General features: G+C 55.0%; 17 protein-coding genes. 13 read left to right on the top strand and 4 right to left on the bottom strand.

All coding sequences use genetic code 11. The features are described from left to right. Positions 1-82 precede the first annotated feature (82 nt). The 11 genes from KO499_RS11645 to KO499_RS11595 all read left to right on the top strand — a co-directional run bounded on the left by KO499_RS11645 (position 83) and on the right by KO499_RS11595 (position 12,045). A complete protein-coding gene (locus KO499_RS11645) occupies positions 83-886 on the top strand; it encodes a SapC family protein (RefSeq protein ID WP_215983931.1) in 804 nt (267 codons plus the stop codon). 111 nt (positions 887-997) lie between these two features. Next, positions 998-2,104, top strand: a complete 1,107-nt coding sequence (locus KO499_RS11640; RefSeq protein WP_323133345.1) for a glycosyltransferase — start codon at positions 998-1,000, stop codon at positions 2,102-2,104. 32 nt (positions 2,105-2,136) lie between these two features. Beyond that, the gene (gene gmd, locus KO499_RS11635; protein WP_215983929.1) at positions 2,137-3,171 is read left to right on the top strand and encodes a GDP-mannose 4,6-dehydratase; all 1,035 of its coding nucleotides are present in this window, start codon (positions 2,137-2,139) and stop codon (positions 3,169-3,171) included. A gap of 23 nt (positions 3,172-3,194) precedes the next feature. Next, complete coding sequence (locus KO499_RS11630; protein ID WP_215983928.1) at positions 3,195-4,082, top strand: GDP-mannose 4,6-dehydratase; 888 nt, start codon at positions 3,195-3,197, stop codon at positions 4,080-4,082. Continuing rightward, the gene (locus KO499_RS11625; protein ID WP_215983927.1) at positions 4,082-5,221 is read left to right on the top strand and encodes a glycosyltransferase family 4 protein; all 1,140 of its coding nucleotides are present in this window, start codon (positions 4,082-4,084) and stop codon (positions 5,219-5,221) included. Before KO499_RS11630 ends, KO499_RS11625 begins: the two co-directional genes overlap by 1 nt. 3 nt (positions 5,222-5,224) lie before the next feature. Then, entirely contained in the window at positions 5,225-6,196 is a 972-nt protein-coding gene (locus tag KO499_RS11620) for a UDP-glucose 4-epimerase family protein (RefSeq protein ID WP_215983926.1), read from the top strand. A gap of 6 nt (positions 6,197-6,202) precedes the next feature. After that, on the top strand, positions 6,203-6,760 hold the full coding sequence (locus KO499_RS11615; RefSeq protein ID WP_215983925.1) for a sugar transferase: 558 nt from the start codon (positions 6,203-6,205) through the stop codon (positions 6,758-6,760). After that, a complete protein-coding gene (locus KO499_RS11610; protein WP_215983924.1) occupies positions 6,757-8,700 on the top strand; it encodes a polysaccharide biosynthesis protein in 1,944 nt (647 codons plus the stop codon). The genes KO499_RS11615 and KO499_RS11610 overlap by 4 nt, the downstream gene beginning before the upstream one ends. A gap of 76 nt (positions 8,701-8,776) precedes the next feature. Then, complete coding sequence (locus KO499_RS11605) at positions 8,777-10,189, top strand: MBL fold metallo-hydrolase RNA specificity domain-containing protein (protein ID WP_215983923.1); 1,413 nt, start codon at positions 8,777-8,779, stop codon at positions 10,187-10,189. Between the two features lie 43 nt (positions 10,190-10,232). Then, positions 10,233-11,495 (top strand): Vi polysaccharide biosynthesis UDP-N-acetylglucosamine C-6 dehydrogenase TviB, encoded by a 1,263-nt coding sequence (tviB, locus tag KO499_RS11600; protein WP_215983922.1) that lies wholly within the window; start codon positions 10,233-10,235, stop codon positions 11,493-11,495. 181 nt (positions 11,496-11,676) lie between these two features. Then, positions 11,677-12,045: a histone-like nucleoid-structuring protein, MvaT/MvaU family gene (locus KO499_RS11595; protein ID WP_215983921.1), complete on the top strand. Its 369-nt coding sequence runs from the start codon at positions 11,677-11,679 to the stop codon at positions 12,043-12,045. A 37-nt stretch (positions 12,046-12,082) separates the two neighbouring features. Here KO499_RS11595 and KO499_RS11590 read toward each other — a convergent pair whose 3' ends face one another. Then, positions 12,083-13,036: a sensor domain-containing diguanylate cyclase gene (locus tag KO499_RS11590; RefSeq protein WP_215983920.1), complete on the bottom strand. Its 954-nt coding sequence runs from the start codon at positions 13,034-13,036 to the stop codon at positions 12,083-12,085. A 3-nt stretch (positions 13,037-13,039) separates the two neighbouring features. Beyond that, positions 13,040-14,068, bottom strand: a complete 1,029-nt coding sequence (locus tag KO499_RS11585) for a response regulator (RefSeq protein ID WP_215983919.1) — start codon at positions 14,066-14,068, stop codon at positions 13,040-13,042. Between the two features lie 374 nt (positions 14,069-14,442). Between KO499_RS11585 and KO499_RS11580 the strand changes: the two genes are divergently transcribed. Together KO499_RS11580 and sbcB are read left to right on the top strand one after the other, a co-directional pair. After that, entirely contained in the window at positions 14,443-15,324 is an 882-nt protein-coding gene (locus KO499_RS11580; protein WP_215983918.1) for a hypothetical protein, read from the top strand. A 49-nt stretch (positions 15,325-15,373) separates the two neighbouring features. Then, on the top strand, positions 15,374-16,819 hold the full coding sequence (gene sbcB / locus KO499_RS11575; RefSeq protein ID WP_215983917.1) for an exodeoxyribonuclease I: 1,446 nt from the start codon (positions 15,374-15,376) through the stop codon (positions 16,817-16,819). Between the two features lie 55 nt (positions 16,820-16,874). Here sbcB and KO499_RS11570 read toward each other — a convergent pair whose 3' ends face one another. Further along, the gene (locus KO499_RS11570) at positions 16,875-18,875 is read right to left on the bottom strand and encodes a tetratricopeptide repeat protein (protein WP_215983916.1); all 2,001 of its coding nucleotides are present in this window, start codon (positions 18,873-18,875) and stop codon (positions 16,875-16,877) included. 193 nt (positions 18,876-19,068) lie between these two features. Then, a partial coding sequence (locus KO499_RS11565) for a flagellin (RefSeq protein WP_266100644.1) occupies positions 19,069-20,247 on the bottom strand: 1,179 nt, incomplete at its 5' end.

Raw genomic sequence — 20,247 nt, 5'->3', positions numbered from 1 at the left:
GGTCTTTGGCGTGATGCGGCCTTGAGGTCCCGGGATATGTTATTCTGGGCGTCGTTTTCTGGTTAGTTGATTGAGAGGTGTCATGTCTCGTTTTGTTCCCTTGAGTAAGAGTGCCCACCGTGAGTCAGGGTTGGTTGCAACCGGCCATCAGTTCGCGTTGGAGCAGGCCGTTGTGCCTGTAGTGGCAGAGGAAGTTCCCCATGTGTTGCCAACCATGGCCATGGCTTTTGTGAAGTCCGACAGAGATGACGGGCTGGAGCTGGCGGCGCTGCAATCATTGCAGGCCGGTGTGAACGTCTATGTTCATACCAACGGTCGCTGGATTGGCGGCTATCGACCTGCATGGTATCGGGCGCATCCATTTCGTGTTCTTGTGGATGCCTCATCCAGGCAAGAGGTTGTCTGTGTGGATGAGCAGTCGCCGGCCTTTGAGCAGCGCTGCAGTGAGAAAGGGGAGCGATTGTTTGACAGCCATGGAGAGCTGGCCGAGCGGGGCCGCAACGCCGTGGCGTTTCTCAAAAAGTTGGGGGAGGCCACGGCAGTAACCTCCGCCCTGGTGAAGCAGTTACAAGATGCCGGCGTGATTGTTGCCTGGGATCTCACCGCCCGTAATCCGAATAGTGAAGCGGGTTTTGAGGTAAAGGGTCTGTACCACATAGATGAGCGCGCACTGAGAAGTCTGGATCCAGAGGTGCTCAGCGCCTTGAACGCCAGTGGTGCGCTATCGGTGGCTTACGCCCAGTTGCTGTCCGAACATCGTCTGAAGGGGCTTTCCCGGCTTTACGAGTTGCGTCATCAGGCGAGCGGGCAGTCAAGGTCTGTAGACGATGTCGATCTGGAGGATCTGTTCGGGGAGGATGACGACGACCTGAGTTTTAATTTCTGATGGGTGGAATCACGCCCCTCTGACCACATAGTGTCATTGTTTTGTGATAAAATCGCTGCCTTTTAATTGTTGACCCCGGAACGGTCATTCGAGGAGATGCGGCGCTTGAACGTGCTACAGTTTTATCGCACATACATGCCGGAATCACATGGAGGAGTGGAAGAAGCCATACGGCAGATTTGCATTGCTTCCGGGAAACACGGTGTTCGTCACCGGGTGTTAACGCTGGCAAAAACCCCTTCAGTCGACACGCTGGAACGCCCGGAGGCAACCGTCATCCGGGCCCCGCTGCATTTCGACCCGGCCTCCTGTTCCATGGGTATGGGGCTGTTCCGGTTGTACCGGGAACAGGCCAGGTGGGCCGATGTTATCCATGTACATTATCCGTGGCCCTTCGCGGATCTTGTCCATATGTTAACCGGTGTTCGCAAGCCAGTAGTGTTAACCTACCATTCCGATATCATCCGGCAGCGCCGTCTCGAGGCACTGTACAGGCCTTTGCGCTCATGTTTTTTTTCGAGGGTGCAGGCGGTTGTGGCAACCTCGCCGAATTATCTTGCGTCGAGCCCGCTCCTGAGTCGCCTGGGAGATAAATGTTCTGTTATTCCCCTCGGGTTGAGTCCGGAAAGCTATGCGCCGCCAAGCGCCGAAGCGAGCGCCGCGGTTGAGCGCTCTTACGGCTCGGGCTTTTATCTGTTTGTGGGGGTCCTGCGTTACTACAAAGGACTGGACACACTGGTGCGGGCGGCGGCCCGTAACGGTCTGAAGGTAGTGATAGCGGGGCGGGGGCCGGAAGAGGCCCGTCTGCGCCAGTTAGCCAGCAGGCTGGATGCCCGTAACGTGCATTTTGCCGGTTTTGTAACGGACGATTTCAAGCAGGCTCTGTTAGAGCGCTGTCGTGCGGTGGTTTTTCCGTCGTACGTTCGCTCAGAAGCGTTTGGTGTGACCCTTCTTGAGGGGCAACTGCATGCCAAGCCTCTGATCACCTGTGAGATTGGGACTGGCACCACCTTTGTGAATCTGGCCGATGAGACCGGGCTGGTGGTTCCGCCCAATGACGCAGAGGCGTTAGCAGGTGCCATGCTGGAGATAGAGCGGGAGCCGGCCCGGGCAGAGCGCCTGGGCCAGGCAGGGCGCGAACGGCTGGAATCGGTATTCTCCGGTGATCTGGTTGGGCGTTCCTATTACGAATTATATAAAAATGTGGCTCAGCGTTGAGTCGCCTTCGAGTAAGGTTTTGAGGTAGATATATGAAAAAAGCGTTGATCACCGGCATTACTGGCCAGGATGGCGCCTATCTGGCGGAATTATTGCTTTCTAAAGGTTACGAGGTCTACGGGGCCTATCGCAGAACCAGTTCTGTGAATTTCTGGCGGATCCAGGAGTTGGGGATTGAGTCTCATCCCTCTCTGCATCTGCTCGAGTTCGATCTGACGGATATGGGAGCGGCCATCCGTCTTTTGCAGACAACGCAGGTGGAGGAAGTTTATAACCTTGCGGCACAGAGCTTTGTAGGGGTTTCCTTTGATCAGCCGATTACAACCGGGGAAATCACCGGCATTGGCGCGGTGAATCTGCTTGAAGCGATTCGTATTGTGAATCCCGCAATTCGCTTCTATCAAGCATCTACCTCTGAGATGTTCGGCAAAGTTCAATCGGTTCCGCAGACCGAGCAGACGCCATTCTATCCACGCAGTCCCTACGGCGTCGCCAAGCTGTACGCTCACTGGATGACGGTGAATTACCGGGAATCCCACAACATTTTCGGAGCCAGCGGCATTCTGTTTAATCATGAATCGCCGTTGCGTGGGCTTGAGTTTGTAACCCGCAAAATCACCGATGGCATTGCACGCATTGCGACGGGCAAACTGGATTGTCTGGAGCTGGGTAACCTTGATGCCGAGCGGGATTGGGGGTTTGCCAGAGATTACGTGGATGGGATGTGGCGTATTTTGCAGGCGCCCACAGCGGATACATTTGTTCTTGCAACCAACCGGACTGAATCGGTGCGTCAGTTTGTGAGCCTGGCAGGACAGGCGGCCGACCTTGATATCGTCTGGGAAGGCGAAGGAGAAAATGAGCGCGGTATTGAGCGTTCAAGCGGACGCACCATTGTAAAGGTGAACCCGGCGTTTTACCGCCCTGCGGAGGTGGATATGCTTATAGGGGATGCGTCCAAGGCCCGGGAAGAGCTGAACTGGGAGCCGGCAACGTCTCTGGAAACCTTGTGCAACATGATGGTCAAGGCGGATCTGGAGCGTATCGATAAAGGCGCTTCATTCTGAGCCGGTTGGTATTAGGAGGAAATATGAAACGAATTCTGGTCACTGGGGCCGGTGGCTTCACTGGCCGGTTTCTGGTCCCGTTGCTCCTGGCGAAAGGCTATGATGTCTATGCGATGGGTGCCAGTGGAGCGGTTGGTGAAAAGGTTGTAGACGCAAACCTGCTGGACAGGAACTCGCTCTCGGAGATGGTTCGTGCGGTTCGCCCCGATGGCGTAATCCATCTGGCGGCATTGTCATTTGTCGGGCACGGCGTGGCAGAGGATTTTTACCGGGTGAACACCATCGGTACCCTCAACCTCCTTGAATCCATCGACGAACTGCAGCCCGGTCCGTCGCGTATCATTGTTGCGAGCAGCGCCAACGTCTATGGGACGCCCTCGGTGTCACGGATTGACGAGAGTCTTTGCCCATCACCTGTTAATCACTACGGAACCAGCAAGCTCTCGATGGAGCACCTGGTGGCGGCCAGGTTTGGGCATTTACCAGTAACGGTGACCAGGCCTTTCAATTACACCGGGCCAGGGCAAAACGAGCGATTTCTGATTCCCAAGGTTGTTAACCACTTTTCCCGTGGTGAGCCCATGATCGAGCTGGGCAATATTAATGTGAGTCGTGATTTTTCCGATGTCAGGGATGTGGTGAACTATTACATTGGTCTGCTGGAAGCCAAGAACGAAGCGTCTCCGGTCAATCTATGCTCCGGTAATGCCTATTCGATCTCCGACGTGCTGGATATGATGGCTGAGATTGCCGGCTACAGGATCAAGGTTGTGGTAAATCCGGCCTTCGTTCGCAGTAACGAGATTCCGGTGCTTGTGGGGGACAACAGCCGCCTTCGGGAAACTCTTGGCGGTCTCAGAACGACCCCTCTTCGAGAAACGCTGGAAAGCATGTACGAAGAGACCCGTTGATGAGGGTAGTGCTCAGGCTGGACTCGCTTGATCATCCGAGAACGGGGATTGGTTACTACACGGAGCACCTCTGCAGAGAGCTCGGCCGATTGCCGGGTGTTGATGTAAAGGGCGTTCTCAGGGGGCAGTTGATTGAAGGCGGCGCTCTTGAGCAGTTGCTCGATGAGGAGGGTGGCCAGGCCGGTGGTTCGGGCTCTGCGTCCGGTCTCCTGAACCGATGGAAGCCGTTTTTACGGTCTGTTCCGGGTGCTTACCCGCTGCGCCAATGGGTGCGGGATCAGCGCGCCTCACGAGCGGTCTCGGGCCTGGGCGAATGCCTTTACCATGAGCCTAATTTTGTTCCATTCAGGTTCAGTGGGCCCCTGATCGTGACCGTGCACGATCTGTCCCATCTGCGGTATCCGGAGTATCACCCGGCGGGCCGGGTGCGGTTTCTGAACAAACAATTGCCAGGTGCTCTGGATCGGGCGGATCTTGTCATTACCGACAGTGAATTCATCCAGAGCGAGATCTGTTCCTTTTTTCCTGATGTAGCGCGGAAAGTGGTGCCCGTTCACCTCGGCGTGGAAGAGGACCTCCGGCAACTCGAGGCATCGGAGGCACAGCAGGTTCTGTCCCGGTTTGGCCTGGATTACAAAGGGTATATTCTTTCGGTTGCTACCCTTGAACCGAGGAAAAACCTGGTTGGTCTGGTTGAGGCGTACGACAGGTTGCCTGAGCGCTTTAAGAACGATTATCCGCTTGTTCTGGTTGGTGGTTCTGGCTGGGACAGTGACCGGCTCTACCGCATTGTGGAATCGGTTGGCCAAAGGGGCGGCAAGGTCATTCTCGCAGGTCGCGTTCCGCGCGCTGATCTGGCGGGGCTTATTTCGGGGGCGCGATTGTTTGCTTACCCCTCATTTTACGAGGGGTTTGGCCTGCCGATTGCGGAAGCCCGAGCTTGCGGTACACCGGTATTAACCTCGGACTTCGGTGCCATGGCGGAGGTTGCCGGTAAACAGGCGTTTCTGGCAGACCTGGGCAATCTGTCCGGTAGTCTCGAGGAGGCCCTGGCAACCATGCCGGACCGGTTGCCGCCGTATCGTTTCTCCTGGAAGACCACGGCGGAGAAAACACTGAGTGCTTACCAGAGTGTCTGAAGTATGAACGAGCAACGCAGTGTGCTGGTAACAGGTGCTTCTGGTTTTATTGGCCAGAATCTCATGCGTGAACTCGCCGCTGACCGGGCGTTTACCGCTATCGGTGCGGTGCGGTCCGGGCGTGGTGGCCCGGATGAAAGGGTAGTGGGTTCAGTCGATGGTCAAACCGACTGGTCCGTGGCGCTGGCCGGGGTAGACGCGGTCGTTCATACGGCAGCGCAGGTTCAGGCAATGAAGGATCCCGGTGGAGCCTTGTCGCAGGCGCTTTGGGAGGTGAACGTTGCCGGGACACTGAATCTTGCCAGGCAGGCTGCCAGGGCCGGTGTTCGGCGTTTCATTTTTATGAGCAGTATTAAAGTGAACGGTGAGAACACAGCTGGCGACGACGGTTTTACGGCCGACGATACCCCGGCCCCTGAGGAGCCCTACGGCCGGTCAAAATGGCAGGCCGAGCAGGAGCTCGGGAAGCTTGCCCGTGAGACCGGCATGGAGGTTGTGGTTATTCGGTCACCGCTCGTATACGGTAAGGGGGTGAAGGGGAATTTCGCCAGTATGATCGGCTGGGTCGAGAGAGGATTGCCTCTGCCGTTTGGTGCGGTCCGGAATCGCCGCTCGATGATTGGTGTTGATAATCTGACGAACCTGATTGTGACCTGTATAAACCACCCGTCGGCGGCGAATGAGGTGTTTCTCGCAAGTGACGATGAAGATCTCTCTCTGCCGGAGATTCTTGAACGATTGGCCGGTGCGGCCGGTAAGCCGTCGAGAGTGTTTTCAGTACCGGTCTGGTTCCTGGAAACCCTGGCCTCGCTGGCGGGAAAGAAAGCGTTGGCCAGACGTTTGCTCTTTTCCCTGACCGTGGATATTTCGAAGACAAGGGAACGGCTGGGTTGGGTGCCGCCATTGACCCTGGACGAAGGGTTGCAACGGTGCTTCTCCGGCCACGGAAAACAGACAATCGGGCACAGGCACTAACACACTATGCTCCGGTTCCTGGATATCTGTTTCTCATTGCTTGGTTTGATTTTCGGTTTTCCCGTGTTCGTGGTGCTGTTGTTGATCGGCTTTTTCGATACGGGGTCGCCGCTTTTCAGGCAGCGAAGGGTCGGTCGACATTCGAAGCCTTTCACGTTGATAAAGTTTCGAACGATGACCGTGGGGACTATTTCCACAGCGAGCCATCTTGTGGACAGTTCATCGGTGACGCGATTCGGCCGGTTTCTCCGGCGTACCAAGCTTGACGAGTTACCCCAACTGTGGAATGTGCTTAAGGGTGACATGAGTCTGGTAGGGCCGCGGCCGTGTCTTCCGGACCAGGAAGAGCTGGTCTGTGAGAGGCAATGCCGTGGAGTGTTCAACGCCAGACCAGGCATTACAGGGCTGGCCCAGATTCATCATGTTGATATGTCGACGCCCCGATTACTGGCAAAGATGGATGCGAAAATGCTCGATAATCTGAACGTGCAGGCTTATTTTCGCTATGTGCTTCTAACGGTGATTGGTAAAGGAACGGGCGACCGGGTAAAGGACGCAGAATGATAGATACTTTTTTGCAAATGCCCAGGCTGGTTAAACGATTGATTTCGGTCGCCTCGGACATGGTGGTGCTGTTTTTTGCCATCTGGGCGGCCTTCTCTCTCCGTCTTGAGCAGGATTTGTGGATTCCCACCCGTGGCCACATGCTGGTGGCAGGAATCACGGTTGTTTTAACCATTGCCGTGTTCATCCGGCTCGGTCTGTACCGGGCCGTGATCCGGTTTCTGGGTGATCAGGCGTTTCTGACGATTGTTTATGGTGTGATTGCGTCTTCTTTGGCGCTGATTGTCTTTGGTTACATTTTGCAGGTGCCCGTGCCGCGTTCGGTGCCAATCATATACGGTGCGTTGGCGTTTGTATTTGTAGGGGGAACGCGTCTTGGGGTGCGTGTCCTTGTTAACCATCCAGGACAGCGTCATAAGGAGCCGGTGGCGATTGTCGGAGCCGGCGAGACGGGTATGGCCCTGGCGTCTGCACTGCGCCAGGGGACGGAATACAGGCCCGTAGTGTTCGTGACTCTGGAGCCCGACCACCACAAATCCATGATTGATGGATTGCCTGTGGTGACCATTGATCTTGTGGCCAAGAACATCATCAAGTATGGCGTACGCCGGATACTGCTTGCGCTTGATCCGGTATCTGGCGTGGACAGAAAGCAGCTCCTGATGGAACTCGAAAGTCTGGAAGTGCCCGTACAGACCGTGCCCTCCATGACCGAACTGGTTGCCGGCCAGGCCAGGATCAACGACATACGAGACCTGGATATATCAGATTTGCTGGGCCGGGAGCCGGTACGCCCGGATTCGGCCAGGGTGGCGGCCAGCCTGTTTGGAAAAACCGTGATGGTAACCGGTGCCGGAGGTTCGATAGGCTCGGAACTGTGTCGCCAGATATTGCGGAACCAGCCCCGTAAGCTGGTGCTTTTGGAACAGAGCGAATATTTGCTCTACTTCATTGAGCGCGAGTTGTCTTCGATTAATCGGGTAGAAGGGCTGGGGGTAGAGATACATGCGCTGTTGGGCAGCGTTATCCATCGCAGACGATGTGAGTCCATAATGAGGGCGTTCAATGTTCAGACCGTCTATCACTCGGCTGCGTACAAACACGTTCCTCTGGTCGAGCACAACATCATTGAGGGCGTGCAGAACAATGTGTTTGGTACCTTCAATCTGGCGGAAGCGGCGATAGCAGCCAATGTGGAGCGTTTTGTTCTTATCTCCACAGATAAAGCCGTGCGACCCACCAATGTGATGGGGGCCAGCAAGCGCATGGCTGAACTGGTCTTGCAGGGGCTTTCGGCGAGGCAAACGGCAACCATATTCTCTATGGTGCGGTTCGGAAATGTTCTGGGTTCTTCGGGGTCCGTGGTGCCCTTGTTCCGAGATCAGATTCGGGATGGCGGACCGGTGACGGTGACGCATCCGGATATCACTCGCTATTTCATGACCATTCCCGAGGCCAGTCAGCTTGTTCTGCAGGCGGGAAGTATGGGGCTTGGGGGTGAGGTATTTGTTCTGGATATGGGCGAACCCGTTAAAATAGCGGATCTGGCCCGCAAGATGATCCACTTGATGGGGATGATTGAAAAGACCCCTGACCGACCGGATGGTGATATAGAGATCGTGTTCACGGGACTCCGTCCGGGCGAGAAGCTTTATGAAGAACTTCTGATCGGGGATGACCCGCAGGGCACCGCGCACAGTCGGGTTATGATGGCCAGAGAGGTCTCTATGCCCTGGGAAGAACTTGAGTCTACTCTGAACCGTTTGATGCGGGCCAGTCAGGAATTTAACTGCCGCGACATTGTCGACATTCTCAAGGAAGCACCGACCGCATTCGCACCGAGCGATCATCTTGCGGATCTCGTATGGTGTAACGGCGGCCGCGAAAACGTTGATCAGGGTTTAACGGGAGATAAGGTCCGCCGGCTTCCATTGGGATAACCGGGCAGCCGCGGCCGGGTTTTCTTTGTCAGGCAATTGAGTTTGTCTTTGCGTCTTTCAACAGGGATTGTTGACTATGATTGAGATTTGTCACCACGGAGCTACTGCCGGTGTCACCGGGTCCTGCCACGAGGTCAGGCTTGGCGGGGGGAGCCGGGAATCCGGCGTTTCTGATGCCAGGGCTGCAGGCATACTCGTGGATTGCGGTCTGTTTCAGGGGCATGACGAAGGCGGGGGCGCCTCCAGTTCGGATCTGACGATCCGGTTTCCCATCGGGCACATCCGGGCTCTGGTAGTGACTCACGTCCATATCGACCATGTCGGGCGTATTCCATATCTGTTGGCCGCCGGTTTTGATGGGCCCATCATATGCTCTGAGCCCTCCGCGATTATGTTGCCCGAGATTCTGGAGGATGCTCTGAAGATCGGGTTTACCCGGGATCGCCAGTTGATCGAGCGGGTTCTGGATTTGATTCGTTCACGCCTGGTGCCCTTGCCCTATGGCCAGTGGCATTCGGTGTTTTCTGGCGAAGGCTGTTCCTTGTCAGTTCGTTTGCAGCGAGCCGGGCATATTCTCGGCTCGGCTTACGTAGAATGCGACGCCCGTGAGGACGATGCTGAGGAACGGATCGTGTTCAGTGGCGATCTCGGAGCCGCCCATGCCCCGCTGCTCACCGCTCCCGAATCCCCCGAGCGGGCAGATCGCCTGGTGATTGAGAGTACCTACGGGGATAAGGACCACGAAGACCGGGAAACACGACGCTACCGGTTGAAGTCAGTGCTTGAGCACGCTCTTGAGGATGGCGGGACGGTTTTGGTGCCGGCGTTCAGTATTGGCCGGACGCAGGAGCTGCTGTATGAAATTGAGAGTTTGATTCACGATTTTGGTGGGGCGCTCTGGAGCAATCTGGAAATCGTTGTTGATTCGCCGCTGGCGGCCGAATTTACTCAGATATACCGTAATCTGAAACCCTATTGGGATGCCGAGGCCAGGGATCTGGTTGTTCAGGGTCGCCACCCCTTGTCCTTTGAGCAGCTGACGGTTATCAATTCCCACGAAGAGCATCTCAATACCGTGGAGTATCTGGCTCGTTCCCATCGCCCTTGCGTGGTTCTGGCGGGTTCTGGTATGTGTGCGGGTGGTCGTGTGGTCAATTATCTCAAGGCGATGCTGGCGGATAGCCGCAATGATGTGTTGTTTGTCGGTTATCAGGCGGCCGGGACTCCCGGAAGGGATATTCTCACGTATGGGCCCCGGGGCGGTTGGGTGCAGCTGGACGGCGAGCGCTATGACATCCGGGCGCAGGTTCACCAGGTCGGAGGTTATTCAGCGCATGCGGGACAATCCGATCTTCTGGAATTTGTTGCCGGTATTTCTTCGCCGCCCCGGGAGATCCGGATTGTTCATGGTGATCCTGAGTCAAAGTTGGCGTTGAAAAGATGTTTTCAATCCCTGTCTGCTACAGACATAATCATTCCATCAGAGTAGGGCGGATCGGCGCCGGGCTTCATTTCCTGGGAAAGGACTTCAGATGAAAAAAATTGCAGTCATTGGTTTGGGTTACGTCGGGCTTCCTCTTGCCGCAGCGTTCGGTGAAAAGCGGGAAATCGTTGGCTTTGATATCAACAGTAAGCGCGTTCTGCAGTTAAAGGATGGCGTTGATGTTACTCAGGAGGTTTCCCGGGAAGAGTTGTCGGCGGCATCGGGCTTGTCCTTCACCGATAATCTTGAAGGTATTCGCGATTGCCAGATTTTTATTGTAACGGTTCCCACGCCCATCGATGAGTTTAAAACGCCTGATTTAACACCTCTGGTAAAGGCCAGTGAAACTGTGGGTCAGGTTTTGAAACAGGGCGATATCGTGATTTATGAATCCACGGTATACCCGGGTGCGACAGAAGAAGTCTGCGTGCCGGTCCTGGAAAAAGTATCGGGACTGGTGTTTAACAAGGATTTCTTTGCCGGTTACAGTCCCGAGAGAATAAATCCGGGCGATAAAGAGCATCGGGTAACAAGTATTATAAAGGTGACCTCTGGCTCCACACCGGACATTGCCGATGAAGTGGATGCGCTTTATGCCAGTGTGATTATTGCAGGTACCCATAAAGCTAGTTCTATTAAAGTGGCCGAAGCCGCCAAGGTGATCGAAAATACCCAGCGCGACCTGAATATCGCACTGATGAACGAACTTTCAATGATTTTCTCACGCCTGAAAATTGATACTCATGAGGTTCTGGCTGCAGCCGGCACTAAATGGAACTTCCTGCCGTTCAAACCCGGTCTGGTAGGTGGGCATTGTATTGGTGTGGATCCGTATTATTTGACCCATAAAGCTCAGGCTATTGGTTACCATCCGGAAATTATTCTGTCGGGCAGGCGCGTAAATGACAATATGGGCCCCTATGCGGCAGCTGAACTTGTTAAGGCGATGATTAAATCCGGGCATACCGTAGCTTCCTCCCGGGTGTTGGTCATGGGGCTGACATTTAAGGAAAACTGTCCGGATTTGCGAAATACCCGTGTTATTGATGTTATCCAGGAATTGGAGGACTTCGGTTGCTCTGTGGATGTAACGGATTGTTGGGCAGACAATGCCGAGGCGGAGCATGAATACGGTATATCTCTGGTAGAGTCTCCGGAATCTGGCATTTATGATGCACTGCTTCTGGCCGTGCCTCATCGTGAATATATCGTAAGATCTGCGCAAGAATTGCGGGCTTATTTGAAAGGCAATGGTGTTCTGTTTGATCTGAAGGGTGTTTTACCGTTGGGTGAAGCTGAACTCAGGCTGTAAGTACGGTTTTTGTACAGATGGTATGTGATTTAAAAGCCGATCAAGTAGATCGGCTTTTTATTAAGAAGTTATAAATAAATAATTTTGCCAGGTTACATTTATTTGATTACTATTGTGGCTGACTTTTAGTCAACTCCGAATAAAGTTTTTAAAACCCCTATATGAATAAGGTTTTAATTCCATGGCAAAGATCAACGATTATTACCAGAAAAAACAGCTTATGGAAAAGCTTGCTGCAGAGCTGGAAAAGCTTGAAAAAGACCAGGCTCTGAAAGGTGAACTGGAGTTTGAAAACAAGGTTCGCGCCTTGATGAAGGAGTATGACAAGTCACCCAAGGATGTACTTCAGATTCTTTCTGCAATCGATCCCTCGGTGGCGGGTGGTAAAGGCGATTCAACGTCTGGTAGCCGTCCCAAGCGCCCGATGAAAACCTACAAGAATCCGCACACCGGTGAGGTAGTCCAGACCCGTGGTGGCAATCACAAGACGCTGAACGAGTGGCGTCAGAAACACGGTAAGGAAGCTGTGCAAAGCTGGCAGCAGGACTGATCTGAGTTGGCCCTTCTCCTGTCCGGAGAGGGGCTGCTTAACCCACTACTATCCGGTTCCTTCCGCTTTCCTTCGCCTCATACAGTGCCTCATCTGCTTTCTGCATCCACTGCATATAGTTTTCCGGTTCGGCGGTTAACTGGGCAATGCCAATGCTGACGGTATAGCGGATGGATGCCACGCTGGTGTTCACCACACTCTTTTCTATGGTTTCCCGTATCCGTTCGCAGATGATGCGGGCGCCTTCGGCGTCGGTTTCCGGCAATATGATGCCGAACTCCTCTCCGCCGTAACGCCCGGCGCTGTCCGTCTGGCGAATGGCACCTCGGGTAACGCTGGCGGTGTGTTTGATGACTTCATCTCCGGCCAGGTGGCCGTGGGTGTCGTTCACCGGTTTGAAGTGGTCAATATCGAACATCACCAGGCTGGTGGCATGGCCGTAGCGGCGGAAGCGTTCGAACTCGGCGTCGACCAGGTTTTCCCAGGTACCGCGATTCAGCAGGCCAGTGAGGCGATCGGTCATACTGAGCTTCGCCAGTTGCTCGTTGGCCCGTTCCAGAGCCATTTTGCTGCTGGCAAATTCGGTTACGTCGTACACCATAAGGCACACTTTCTCGACCTGGCCATTGGTGCCGGAAAGCGGGCTGATGGTGAGGTTCTGGAACATGTACTTCTCGGTGCCGGTTATCGGCCGGGTGTTGCGGAACCTGAACAGGTAAGGGCGCTGCTCCCAGGATGTGAAGGCTTTGGTATTCAGAAGGGCTACGGCGTCCACTTTGCGGGTTAGCCAGGCTTCGGGAATATCCGGGAAGGCATCAAACAGGTTCTGTCCCTGGATCTTGCTGGCGGTGATGCCACTGTGGTTCTCCATAAACCCGTTCCAGACTTCAACTTTGAAGTCCAGATCCAGGACCACCAGGCCAACTTCCACTGATTCCAGCATGTCCATGAGCCAGTGAAAAGAGTTGGCTTCAGATTCTTCTATGGCCATGAGTCAGTCCACCAGGTATTGCAGACGATCTTCCAGAAAAGGCACTGAATCCTCAGTTAGGAGGATCAGCATGTCGCATTCAATGTCGCGGTTTTCCAGGGTGTAGCATATTTCAATACACAAAAGCTGTTCTTCCCGGGCACTGTGGTGTTCCAGCAATTCGTTAATTTGCCGATGCTGACCAAGGACGGTGGGGTGGCCAAGGCCGAGGTTCAGATCGAGCTGGTCGCCAATCCCTTTGAGGAAGGCGCCGAACAGAATGCTGGACATATCCATCAGTACTTCGACGTTTACTGCCTCACCCTCAAGGTTCTCATAATGCAGCATCTCGGCCATTTCCCGGAAGCTGGCGTCTGCGAACAGCAGCAGTGCTTCACCGGCAATGCCGGCACCGGTGAACCCCTGGCAAACGGCCGAGTAGGTATCACTGTCGCTGACCGAGGAAATGGCCATGTGCAATTCAGAATTGGCCAGGAAGGCAACCTTGGGAATGGGTTGTTTGACAAAGACTTTCAACAACCTCGCCAGCAAGTCAGAAGACCGGCCCATGGCGACGTTGGAAATTTCCTGCAGGTAGTCGTTCAGAGATACCGAGATTTCAGGACGGTTGCTGGATGTGCTCTTGAGGTTGTTGTCGTGCAGCGCGGTGTCTTCCAGCTCGCCGGGCCGGTACACCCCGTATTCGACCAGCAGATCCAGAACGACCCAGGTTTCTGTGGGTTTTTTGATGAAGTCGAGCGCTCCGAGCTTCTTCACCCGCTCCCGGGCCTCAGGCTGGATATCGCCGGAAACGACAATGGTCATGACCGGCAAATCTTCCTTAAGAACGTGTTCCAGCACCTGATAGCCGTCCATCTCGGGCATGTTCAGATCGAGAAACATCAGCTCGGCTTCGTTCCGGCGCAGTTTCTCCAGAGCTTCAACACCGTCCTTTGCGAAGCTGACATCCCCACGCAATCCCTCTGGCAGGGCCCGGGCCATTTGTTTTCTGGCAAGCGCAGAGTCATCGCAGATCAATATGCGAGTGGTCATTGGCGGGGCCGTAAAGGGTTGGTCATTGGTGGGGCCGTAAAGGGTTGGTCATAAGGTGCGGAAGTATACCAGTAGTATTTATTATGTACACGTTTGCTACAGCAGCTGTAACGTTTCGTAAGATGCTGTAAATATAATAGGCCAAAGGTTTTGTGACTGTATTCAAAATTGACTGAGTATTACTGAATTGTAAATGGTGATTGTGACTCTGCTCACTCTCTTGCCCGGACTGCCTTGGTTATAGTGTGCCTGCGGCTGACAAAAAGAGTGTATAACCCGGCCGCCTGTGAGTACCGGAGAACGAAAACAAACCGGGCCGCAGTGGAGTCTGGCGTCGAAAACCGACTCTAAAAACAACTTCAGAGACAAAAACTATGACACAGCATGCGTATGGATGCGCTGTCGTTACCCTGTTTTGCCTGGGTATTGCGCCCGTTGTCCAGGCCGAACTGAAACCCATTTCCGATGCAAGCATGGGTGAGGTGACCGGGCAGGCCTTTATGCAGATCGAGAACATTCAGGACATTCCGGGAAACCCCCATGAGTTTACGCGCATGACGTTGACCATGGATGTGGAAACCCGGTTGAACGTGGATGATGTGCAGGCTGGTGAGATTAACGGCGGCGTGGACTTCGCGGCTCAGCATGTAGCGCTGGGCCATATTGCCCGTAATGACGGTGAGCAATTCAACGGCGCGACCTACAGTGCCGGTGATACCGTCCATTTCGAAGCTTACAAACCCTATATCGAACTGGCCGAAGATCCGATCGAAGGTAAGCTTTCCGGCTTTCGCATGGGGTTTGAGCAAGCCAGAGGGTCGGTTTCTTCGCTGACCAGCAGTTTCAGTGGTGATATTGGACTGACGCTGACCAGTGGTGGCCAGGAGTACGATGCTACCCTGTTCGACGACAACACGCAGGCCACCAACTACCGCGCGAGCCATATTGGAATCGACGACGGCACGGCAGATTGTGCCCAGGGCATTAATTGTGCGCCTCTGACCCACCTTCAGTCTCTGTACGTTGGCGAAGAAGGCAGCAACGGCGTTACGGACTTCACCAGCGATTTCTTCATCGGTTTTCAGCGGGAAGGCGTAGAGTGGCAGAGCCCGGACGGCGCAACCGTTATCAATGCTGACAAGGGGGTGTTTATCAATCTGCCCACAAGCATGAAGGTCGACATGAGCCAGTTGATTACCCAGGGCGTAGATCGGTTGCAGACCCATCAGGTGGATATGGGTACCCAATTGTTTTAAATGCTAGACTTCGGGCCGTGTATAACTTACCTGGCAGGAGCTTAGTCCCTTGATCCGCTCGTTTTACTGGCACGATTATGAAACCTTCGGAGTAGACCCGGTTCACGACAGGCCTTCCCAGTTTGCCGGCGTGCGAACGGATGCGGATCTCAATATCATCGAAGACCCGTTGGTGATCTACTGCAAGCCGGCGGACGATTACCTGCCATCACCCGAAGCCTGTCTGATTACCGGCATTACCCCGCAGAAAGCGCTGGAAGACGGCTTCCCGGAGGCCGAGTTTATTGCCCAGATCAACGAAGCGTTCAGTCAACCTGGCACGTGTGTGGTGGGTTATAACAGTTTGCGCTTCGATGACGAGGTTAGTCGCCACACCCTGTACCGGAACCTGCGTGATCCCTATGCCCGTGAATGGCAAAACGGTAATTCCCGCTGGGACATCATTGATATGGTGCGGCTAACCTACGCCCTGCGTCCGGAAGGTATCAACTGGCCCCGCAAGGAAGATGGCAGCCCCAGTTTCAGGCTGGAAGAGCTGACAGTCGCAAACGGCATCACGCACGAGGCAGCCCACGATGCCATGTCGGATGTTGAGGCAACGATAGCGGTGGCCAGACTGATCAAGGAGAAGCAGCCGAGGCTCTTTGATTTTGTGTTGCAGAACAAAGACAAACATTCTGCCCGCACCATGCTGGATACCGCCACCATGAAGCCGGTGTTCCATATATCCGCCAAGTATCCGGCCAGCCGCGGATGCTGCGCGATGGTGGCACCGGTAGCCGATCATCCCACCAACAAGAATCTGGTGATTGTTTACGATCTGAGGGAAGATCCCTCGGAGCTGATCAACGCCAGTCCGGCGCAGATTCGAGAGCGGGTATTTACCTCCCGGGCGGAACTGGGGGAGGGCGTGAGCCGCTTTCCTCTGAAAGGTGTGCAACTGAATAAATGCCCGGTGCTGGCGCCGGCGACCATGCTTTCCACGCTTTCTGCGGAACGGCTCGAAGAGCTGGCGTTGGATGGTGACACTCTGCGTGCCAATCTGGCGATGTTACGCAAAGCGCCGGATCTGCCAGCCAGAATTGCCGAAGCCTTTGACCAGCCTCACGAAAGCGATCTTACCGATCCGGATGAGCAGCTCTATGCCGGCGGTTTTATCAGCAAGACTGACCGCGAGAAGCTGAATTGGGTGCTGGAGCAGCCAGTGGAAACCCTGGGTGAGCTGGAAGTAAACTTTGAAGATGATCGACTGCAGGAGCTGCTGTTCCGTTATCGGGCGAGAAACTATCCAGGCAGCCTGATGGGTGAAGAGATGGAGCGCTGGGAGGCGTTTCGCAGCCAGCGGCTGATGCATCCGAAGAAGGGTTGGCGGTCTTTGGAGGCATACGCTCAGGAATTACAGCGCCTGGCGGCGGATCCGGAGCTGACGCCCCAGCGCCGATATGTGCTTGAGGAACTGCATTTGTACGGCGAGTCTTTGATTCCGTACGTCTGAGAAGCAGGGTGGACGGCGGGGTCAGGAGAAAAGCACACCTGACCCCGGAGTGTGCTCAGCGTCGCTTCAGGAAATAGACACTCAAATTCTGCCCCATCAGACTTTGCACCTCACTGCCCAGCGCCTCCGCCTGAATCTGTTTCTGAACCGGCCCGGTTGCCAGGCTATGGCCATCCACATCCCGGGCTTTGACCAGCTTCCATTCCACCTCGTTGCTGACCATCGCCATCAGTTGTTTCAGCTGGGCAGTATCCTGTGCCCGGAACCAGCGGTCCCGGCAGCCGCCGAGGCTGTAAAAATCGGCATCAGCAGTCAGCTCCTGCCAGGTGGCATCGCCCCGATTGGACAGGACCATCCGGCGGAGCTGGCGCAGGGTCTGGCGGGTGGCTTGAAGCCTGTGTTCTTTCACCAGTTTGCGAATCTGTTTGTCGCCCGCCGTTTGTTCGGCAACGGCCGTGTGTAAATGCACCACCGCGCCGGAGCCGGTGGCTTCGTTGGCAAGCGCTGCCAGAGACAGGGTGGTCATGGCCGGTGAGGGCAGGCGACCGACTTCGATCCAGTGAACCTGGTGTCCATCAGCTACGAAGCGCCGGGCAATGGACCAGGGCCAGAATACGATGTTGTCCATGCCCATGTCGTTCGCCATGCGCGTGGCTTTGGCGATGTTGGCCAGGGATTCATCCACCGCGATCACTTCCACATCATCCAGATAGCTGGCCAGCTCCATCGCTCGCTGACCCGACTGGGCACCGCACACCATGATGCGGAGGGTGGCCGGAAGATGCTCGGTGGGCAGTCCCAATTCCGTAGCCATCAGAGATTTCAGACTGCTTTGTGTGCGGTAGGCCAACTGAGACCAGGAAGGCCATGCCTGAGGCACATCGGTTTTCTTCAGGCAGAGTTCTTCCGTTTTTTCTTCGAAGTTCTGTTTGATGGCCTCTTCTTGGGCCCGGTTGTAATAGCTGGCGGCCAGCACGGGTTGCAGAGCCAGAGGCCAGTCCACCAGATTCCACTGGCCGAGCTGGACGGCGAAGGATTGGTGGAAGAGGGCGCCATACATCGCGCTGATCATCAACGAACCGATAAGACCATCCTGTTCTTCGCCAAGGGCGAGCTGGGCCTGAATGCTGTCATTGATGGCACAGACAAGACGCTCCTCATCATCTTCGGCTGCCAGGGCATAACCGGTTCGGTCGGCGTACTCGGCAATAGCGAGTGTCAAGCGCTGCAGTTCGTCCCGAAGTTCAACAGTTTGCGCCACTTCAGCAATGATGGCCCGGCGCAGCATGGTTACCAGCTCTTCAACGGCTGGGTTGGGCATCAGGGTCTTCCTGAGGGCAAGGATCAACAGTTCGTCGGCACTGACGGCATCCAGATAGATCTGTGCGTCCGGGTTATCCAGGCCGTACTGTTGATGAATGATCGTGCCGACAAAGCGGCCGAGCTCCTGGTGTGGTAAACCCTCCTTCTGCAACAGGGCGATCGCATCCCTGGCCAGAGCCGAATCTGCCGAGTTCACTTCCAGGTGTTGGGCGCAGGACAGCATGCCGCTGTACACAGAATCCCACTCAGCGCCAGATTGCAGAAGTTTACGGTAGTGCAGGTAGGCCACATCGAACTGCCCCTGCAAACGTCTGGCGTGGGCAACGCCACAGAAAGCGGCGGCAGATTGCCGGTCGCATTCCAGAGCTTCCACAAAATATTGCTCGGCAAGCGTCGGGCGCTCTGTTTTCAGAGCCCAGTAGCCCAGGTTGCAATGTTGCTGGGCCTGGCCAGGCTGATGCTCCAGGCTGGCGTTAAACAGGGTGTGGGCTTTCTCAAGCTGCCCGTCGTCCATCTCCACCCGGCCGAGCAGGCCAAGGGCTCCGGCGTTCTCCGGCTCCAGGGCCAGCGCCTCGTTCAGGTAGTCCCGGCATTCCTGCCGGGCCTTCAGCCGCTGGATATGGCTGAGGCGGTTGCTGTTGGATTCCCGGTAGGCAAGATTGGCCTGCAAAAGCAGACGAGCTACCTGGGCCTGTTGGGACTGGGATACCTGAATTTGATGCTTGGCTTGCATGTGACACCTCGTGAATATAGCCGCTGTTCGAAGCGGCAAAGGTCTGCAGTTTCTGGGCGTTTTGCCGTGCTTTGAGGGATATGTTGCGAAAGGCGTGCCAGTTCGTTTAACCGGCTGTTTCAAGCGACGGAAGGGGGGGATAAAAAAAGGGCCCGGTTTGCACCGGGCCCTTTTTTTGGGGGAGGCTCTGCCGTTATCCCTGCAGCAGCTGAAGTACCTGCTGAGGTCTGGCGTTGGCCTGGGCCAGTACAGAGAGGCCGGCCTGCTGGAGTACCTGGGTTCTGGCCAGTTCGGCCGATTCTGCAGCGAAATCGGCATCCCGGATCCGGCTGTTGGAAGCCGAGAGATTTTCGGAGGTGGTTGCCAGGTTCGCGATGGTGGATTCGAACCGATTCTGGACGGCGCCCAGCTCGGCCCTGAAGCCGTTGATTTTGTCGATTGCGAAATCAATCGAGATCATCGCCAAATCTGCTCCGTCTGATGTTGAAATGTCAATATCATTAAGAGATACGGTGTTGGCCGCAGAGGTGTAGGTTTCGTCCAGATCGATATCGTTAACGGTATCTCCGTCGAGATCCGAGGTGATCTGGACCGAAATATCATTTCCGAACTGTGAAGAGAAAATGATCTCTTCGTTGGTCCGGTCAAGGTTTGCCTCTACGCCAGTCTCGTTTGAGCGGGCATTTATGGCGCCCACCAGATCATTGAGCGAAGTAATGTCTGTTGAGTTGAAAGAAACTCCATTTACTGTGAAGTCTACCGAAGCTTGTTGATTGCTCTCAAAATACTCTGCAAGCGACCCGCCCTCGACATTGAAGGATTGAGCAAATGTGCTTGGTGTGACAGCAGCGTCAGTGAGAGCAAAGGAGGTCTGGATTGTTTCGCCAGATGGGTTGGTGAATGTAAGCGTGTCAGAGGTCGCATCTCCGGTGACAGTGACGTCTGGGAAATCACCTGCAATCGCTGTTTGTATATTTGCTGCAAGAATGGTGATATCGCCCGGGCTCCCGCCGTCATCGTTGTCAACAGCGTAGTCAGTGCCATTAAGGTTAATGGTACCTGTTATGGCTGTCGTATAATCAAGACCAGTCGGATCTGTTTCAGTCGCAAACGGAACACTCTGCGCAACAAAACCGGTTGTCGCTCCTGCTGTGGCACCAAGCTGGCTGCCTCTGGAATCCAGTCCGCTGATACCGATCGTTTCGCCTGTATTGGCGCCTACCTGAAATGTTTGCGTGCCGAACGTACCATCGAGGACTTTCAAGCCGTTGAATGAAGTCTGGCTGGCAATCCGGTTAATTTCTTCTATCCGCTGCTGCACTTCCTGATTTAGCGCCTGGCGATCCGAGATGCTGTTCGTTGCGTTGGCAGA

The organism is Marinobacter sp. F3R08 (assembly GCF_018860425.1).
In the GTDB taxonomy this organism is placed as follows: domain Bacteria; phylum Pseudomonadota; class Gammaproteobacteria; order Pseudomonadales; family Oleiphilaceae; genus Marinobacter.
Note: the sequence above shows the minus strand (reverse complement) of the source record. Positions and strands in the feature narration are given on the sequence as shown.

Bases quoted from the DNA above. Each gene is read 5' to 3' on its own strand.
- KO499_RS11625 (WP_215983927.1), top strand. From the start codon at position 4,082: ATGAGGGTAGTGCTCAGGCTGGACTCGCTTGATCATCCGAGAACGGGG.
- KO499_RS11610 (WP_215983924.1), top strand. From the start codon at position 6,757: ATGATAGATACTTTTTTGCAAATGCCCAGGCTGGTTAAACGATTGATT.
- tviB (WP_215983922.1), top strand. From the start codon at position 10,233: ATGAAAAAAATTGCAGTCATTGGTTTGGGTTACGTCGGGCTTCCTCTT.
- KO499_RS11630 (WP_215983928.1), top strand. From the start codon at position 3,195: ATGAAACGAATTCTGGTCACTGGGGCCGGTGGCTTCACTGGCCGGTTT.
- KO499_RS11605 (WP_215983923.1), top strand. From the start codon at position 8,777: ATGATTGAGATTTGTCACCACGGAGCTACTGCCGGTGTCACCGGGTCC.
- KO499_RS11590 (WP_215983920.1), bottom strand. From the start codon at position 13,036: ATGGCCATAGAAGAATCTGAAGCCAACTCTTTTCACTGGCTCATGGAC.
- gmd (WP_215983929.1), top strand. From the start codon at position 2,137: ATGAAAAAAGCGTTGATCACCGGCATTACTGGCCAGGATGGCGCCTAT.
- KO499_RS11585 (WP_215983919.1), bottom strand. From the start codon at position 14,068: ATGACCACTCGCATATTGATCTGCGATGACTCTGCGCTTGCCAGAAAA.
- KO499_RS11595 (WP_215983921.1), top strand. From the start codon at position 11,677: ATGGCAAAGATCAACGATTATTACCAGAAAAAACAGCTTATGGAAAAG.
- KO499_RS11570 (WP_215983916.1), bottom strand. From the start codon at position 18,875: ATGCAAGCCAAGCATCAAATTCAGGTATCCCAGTCCCAACAGGCCCAG.
- KO499_RS11620 (WP_215983926.1), top strand. From the start codon at position 5,225: ATGAACGAGCAACGCAGTGTGCTGGTAACAGGTGCTTCTGGTTTTATT.
- KO499_RS11615 (WP_215983925.1), top strand. From the start codon at position 6,203: ATGCTCCGGTTCCTGGATATCTGTTTCTCATTGCTTGGTTTGATTTTC.
- KO499_RS11580 (WP_215983918.1), top strand. From the start codon at position 14,443: ATGACACAGCATGCGTATGGATGCGCTGTCGTTACCCTGTTTTGCCTG.
- KO499_RS11645 (WP_215983931.1), top strand. From the start codon at position 83: ATGTCTCGTTTTGTTCCCTTGAGTAAGAGTGCCCACCGTGAGTCAGGG.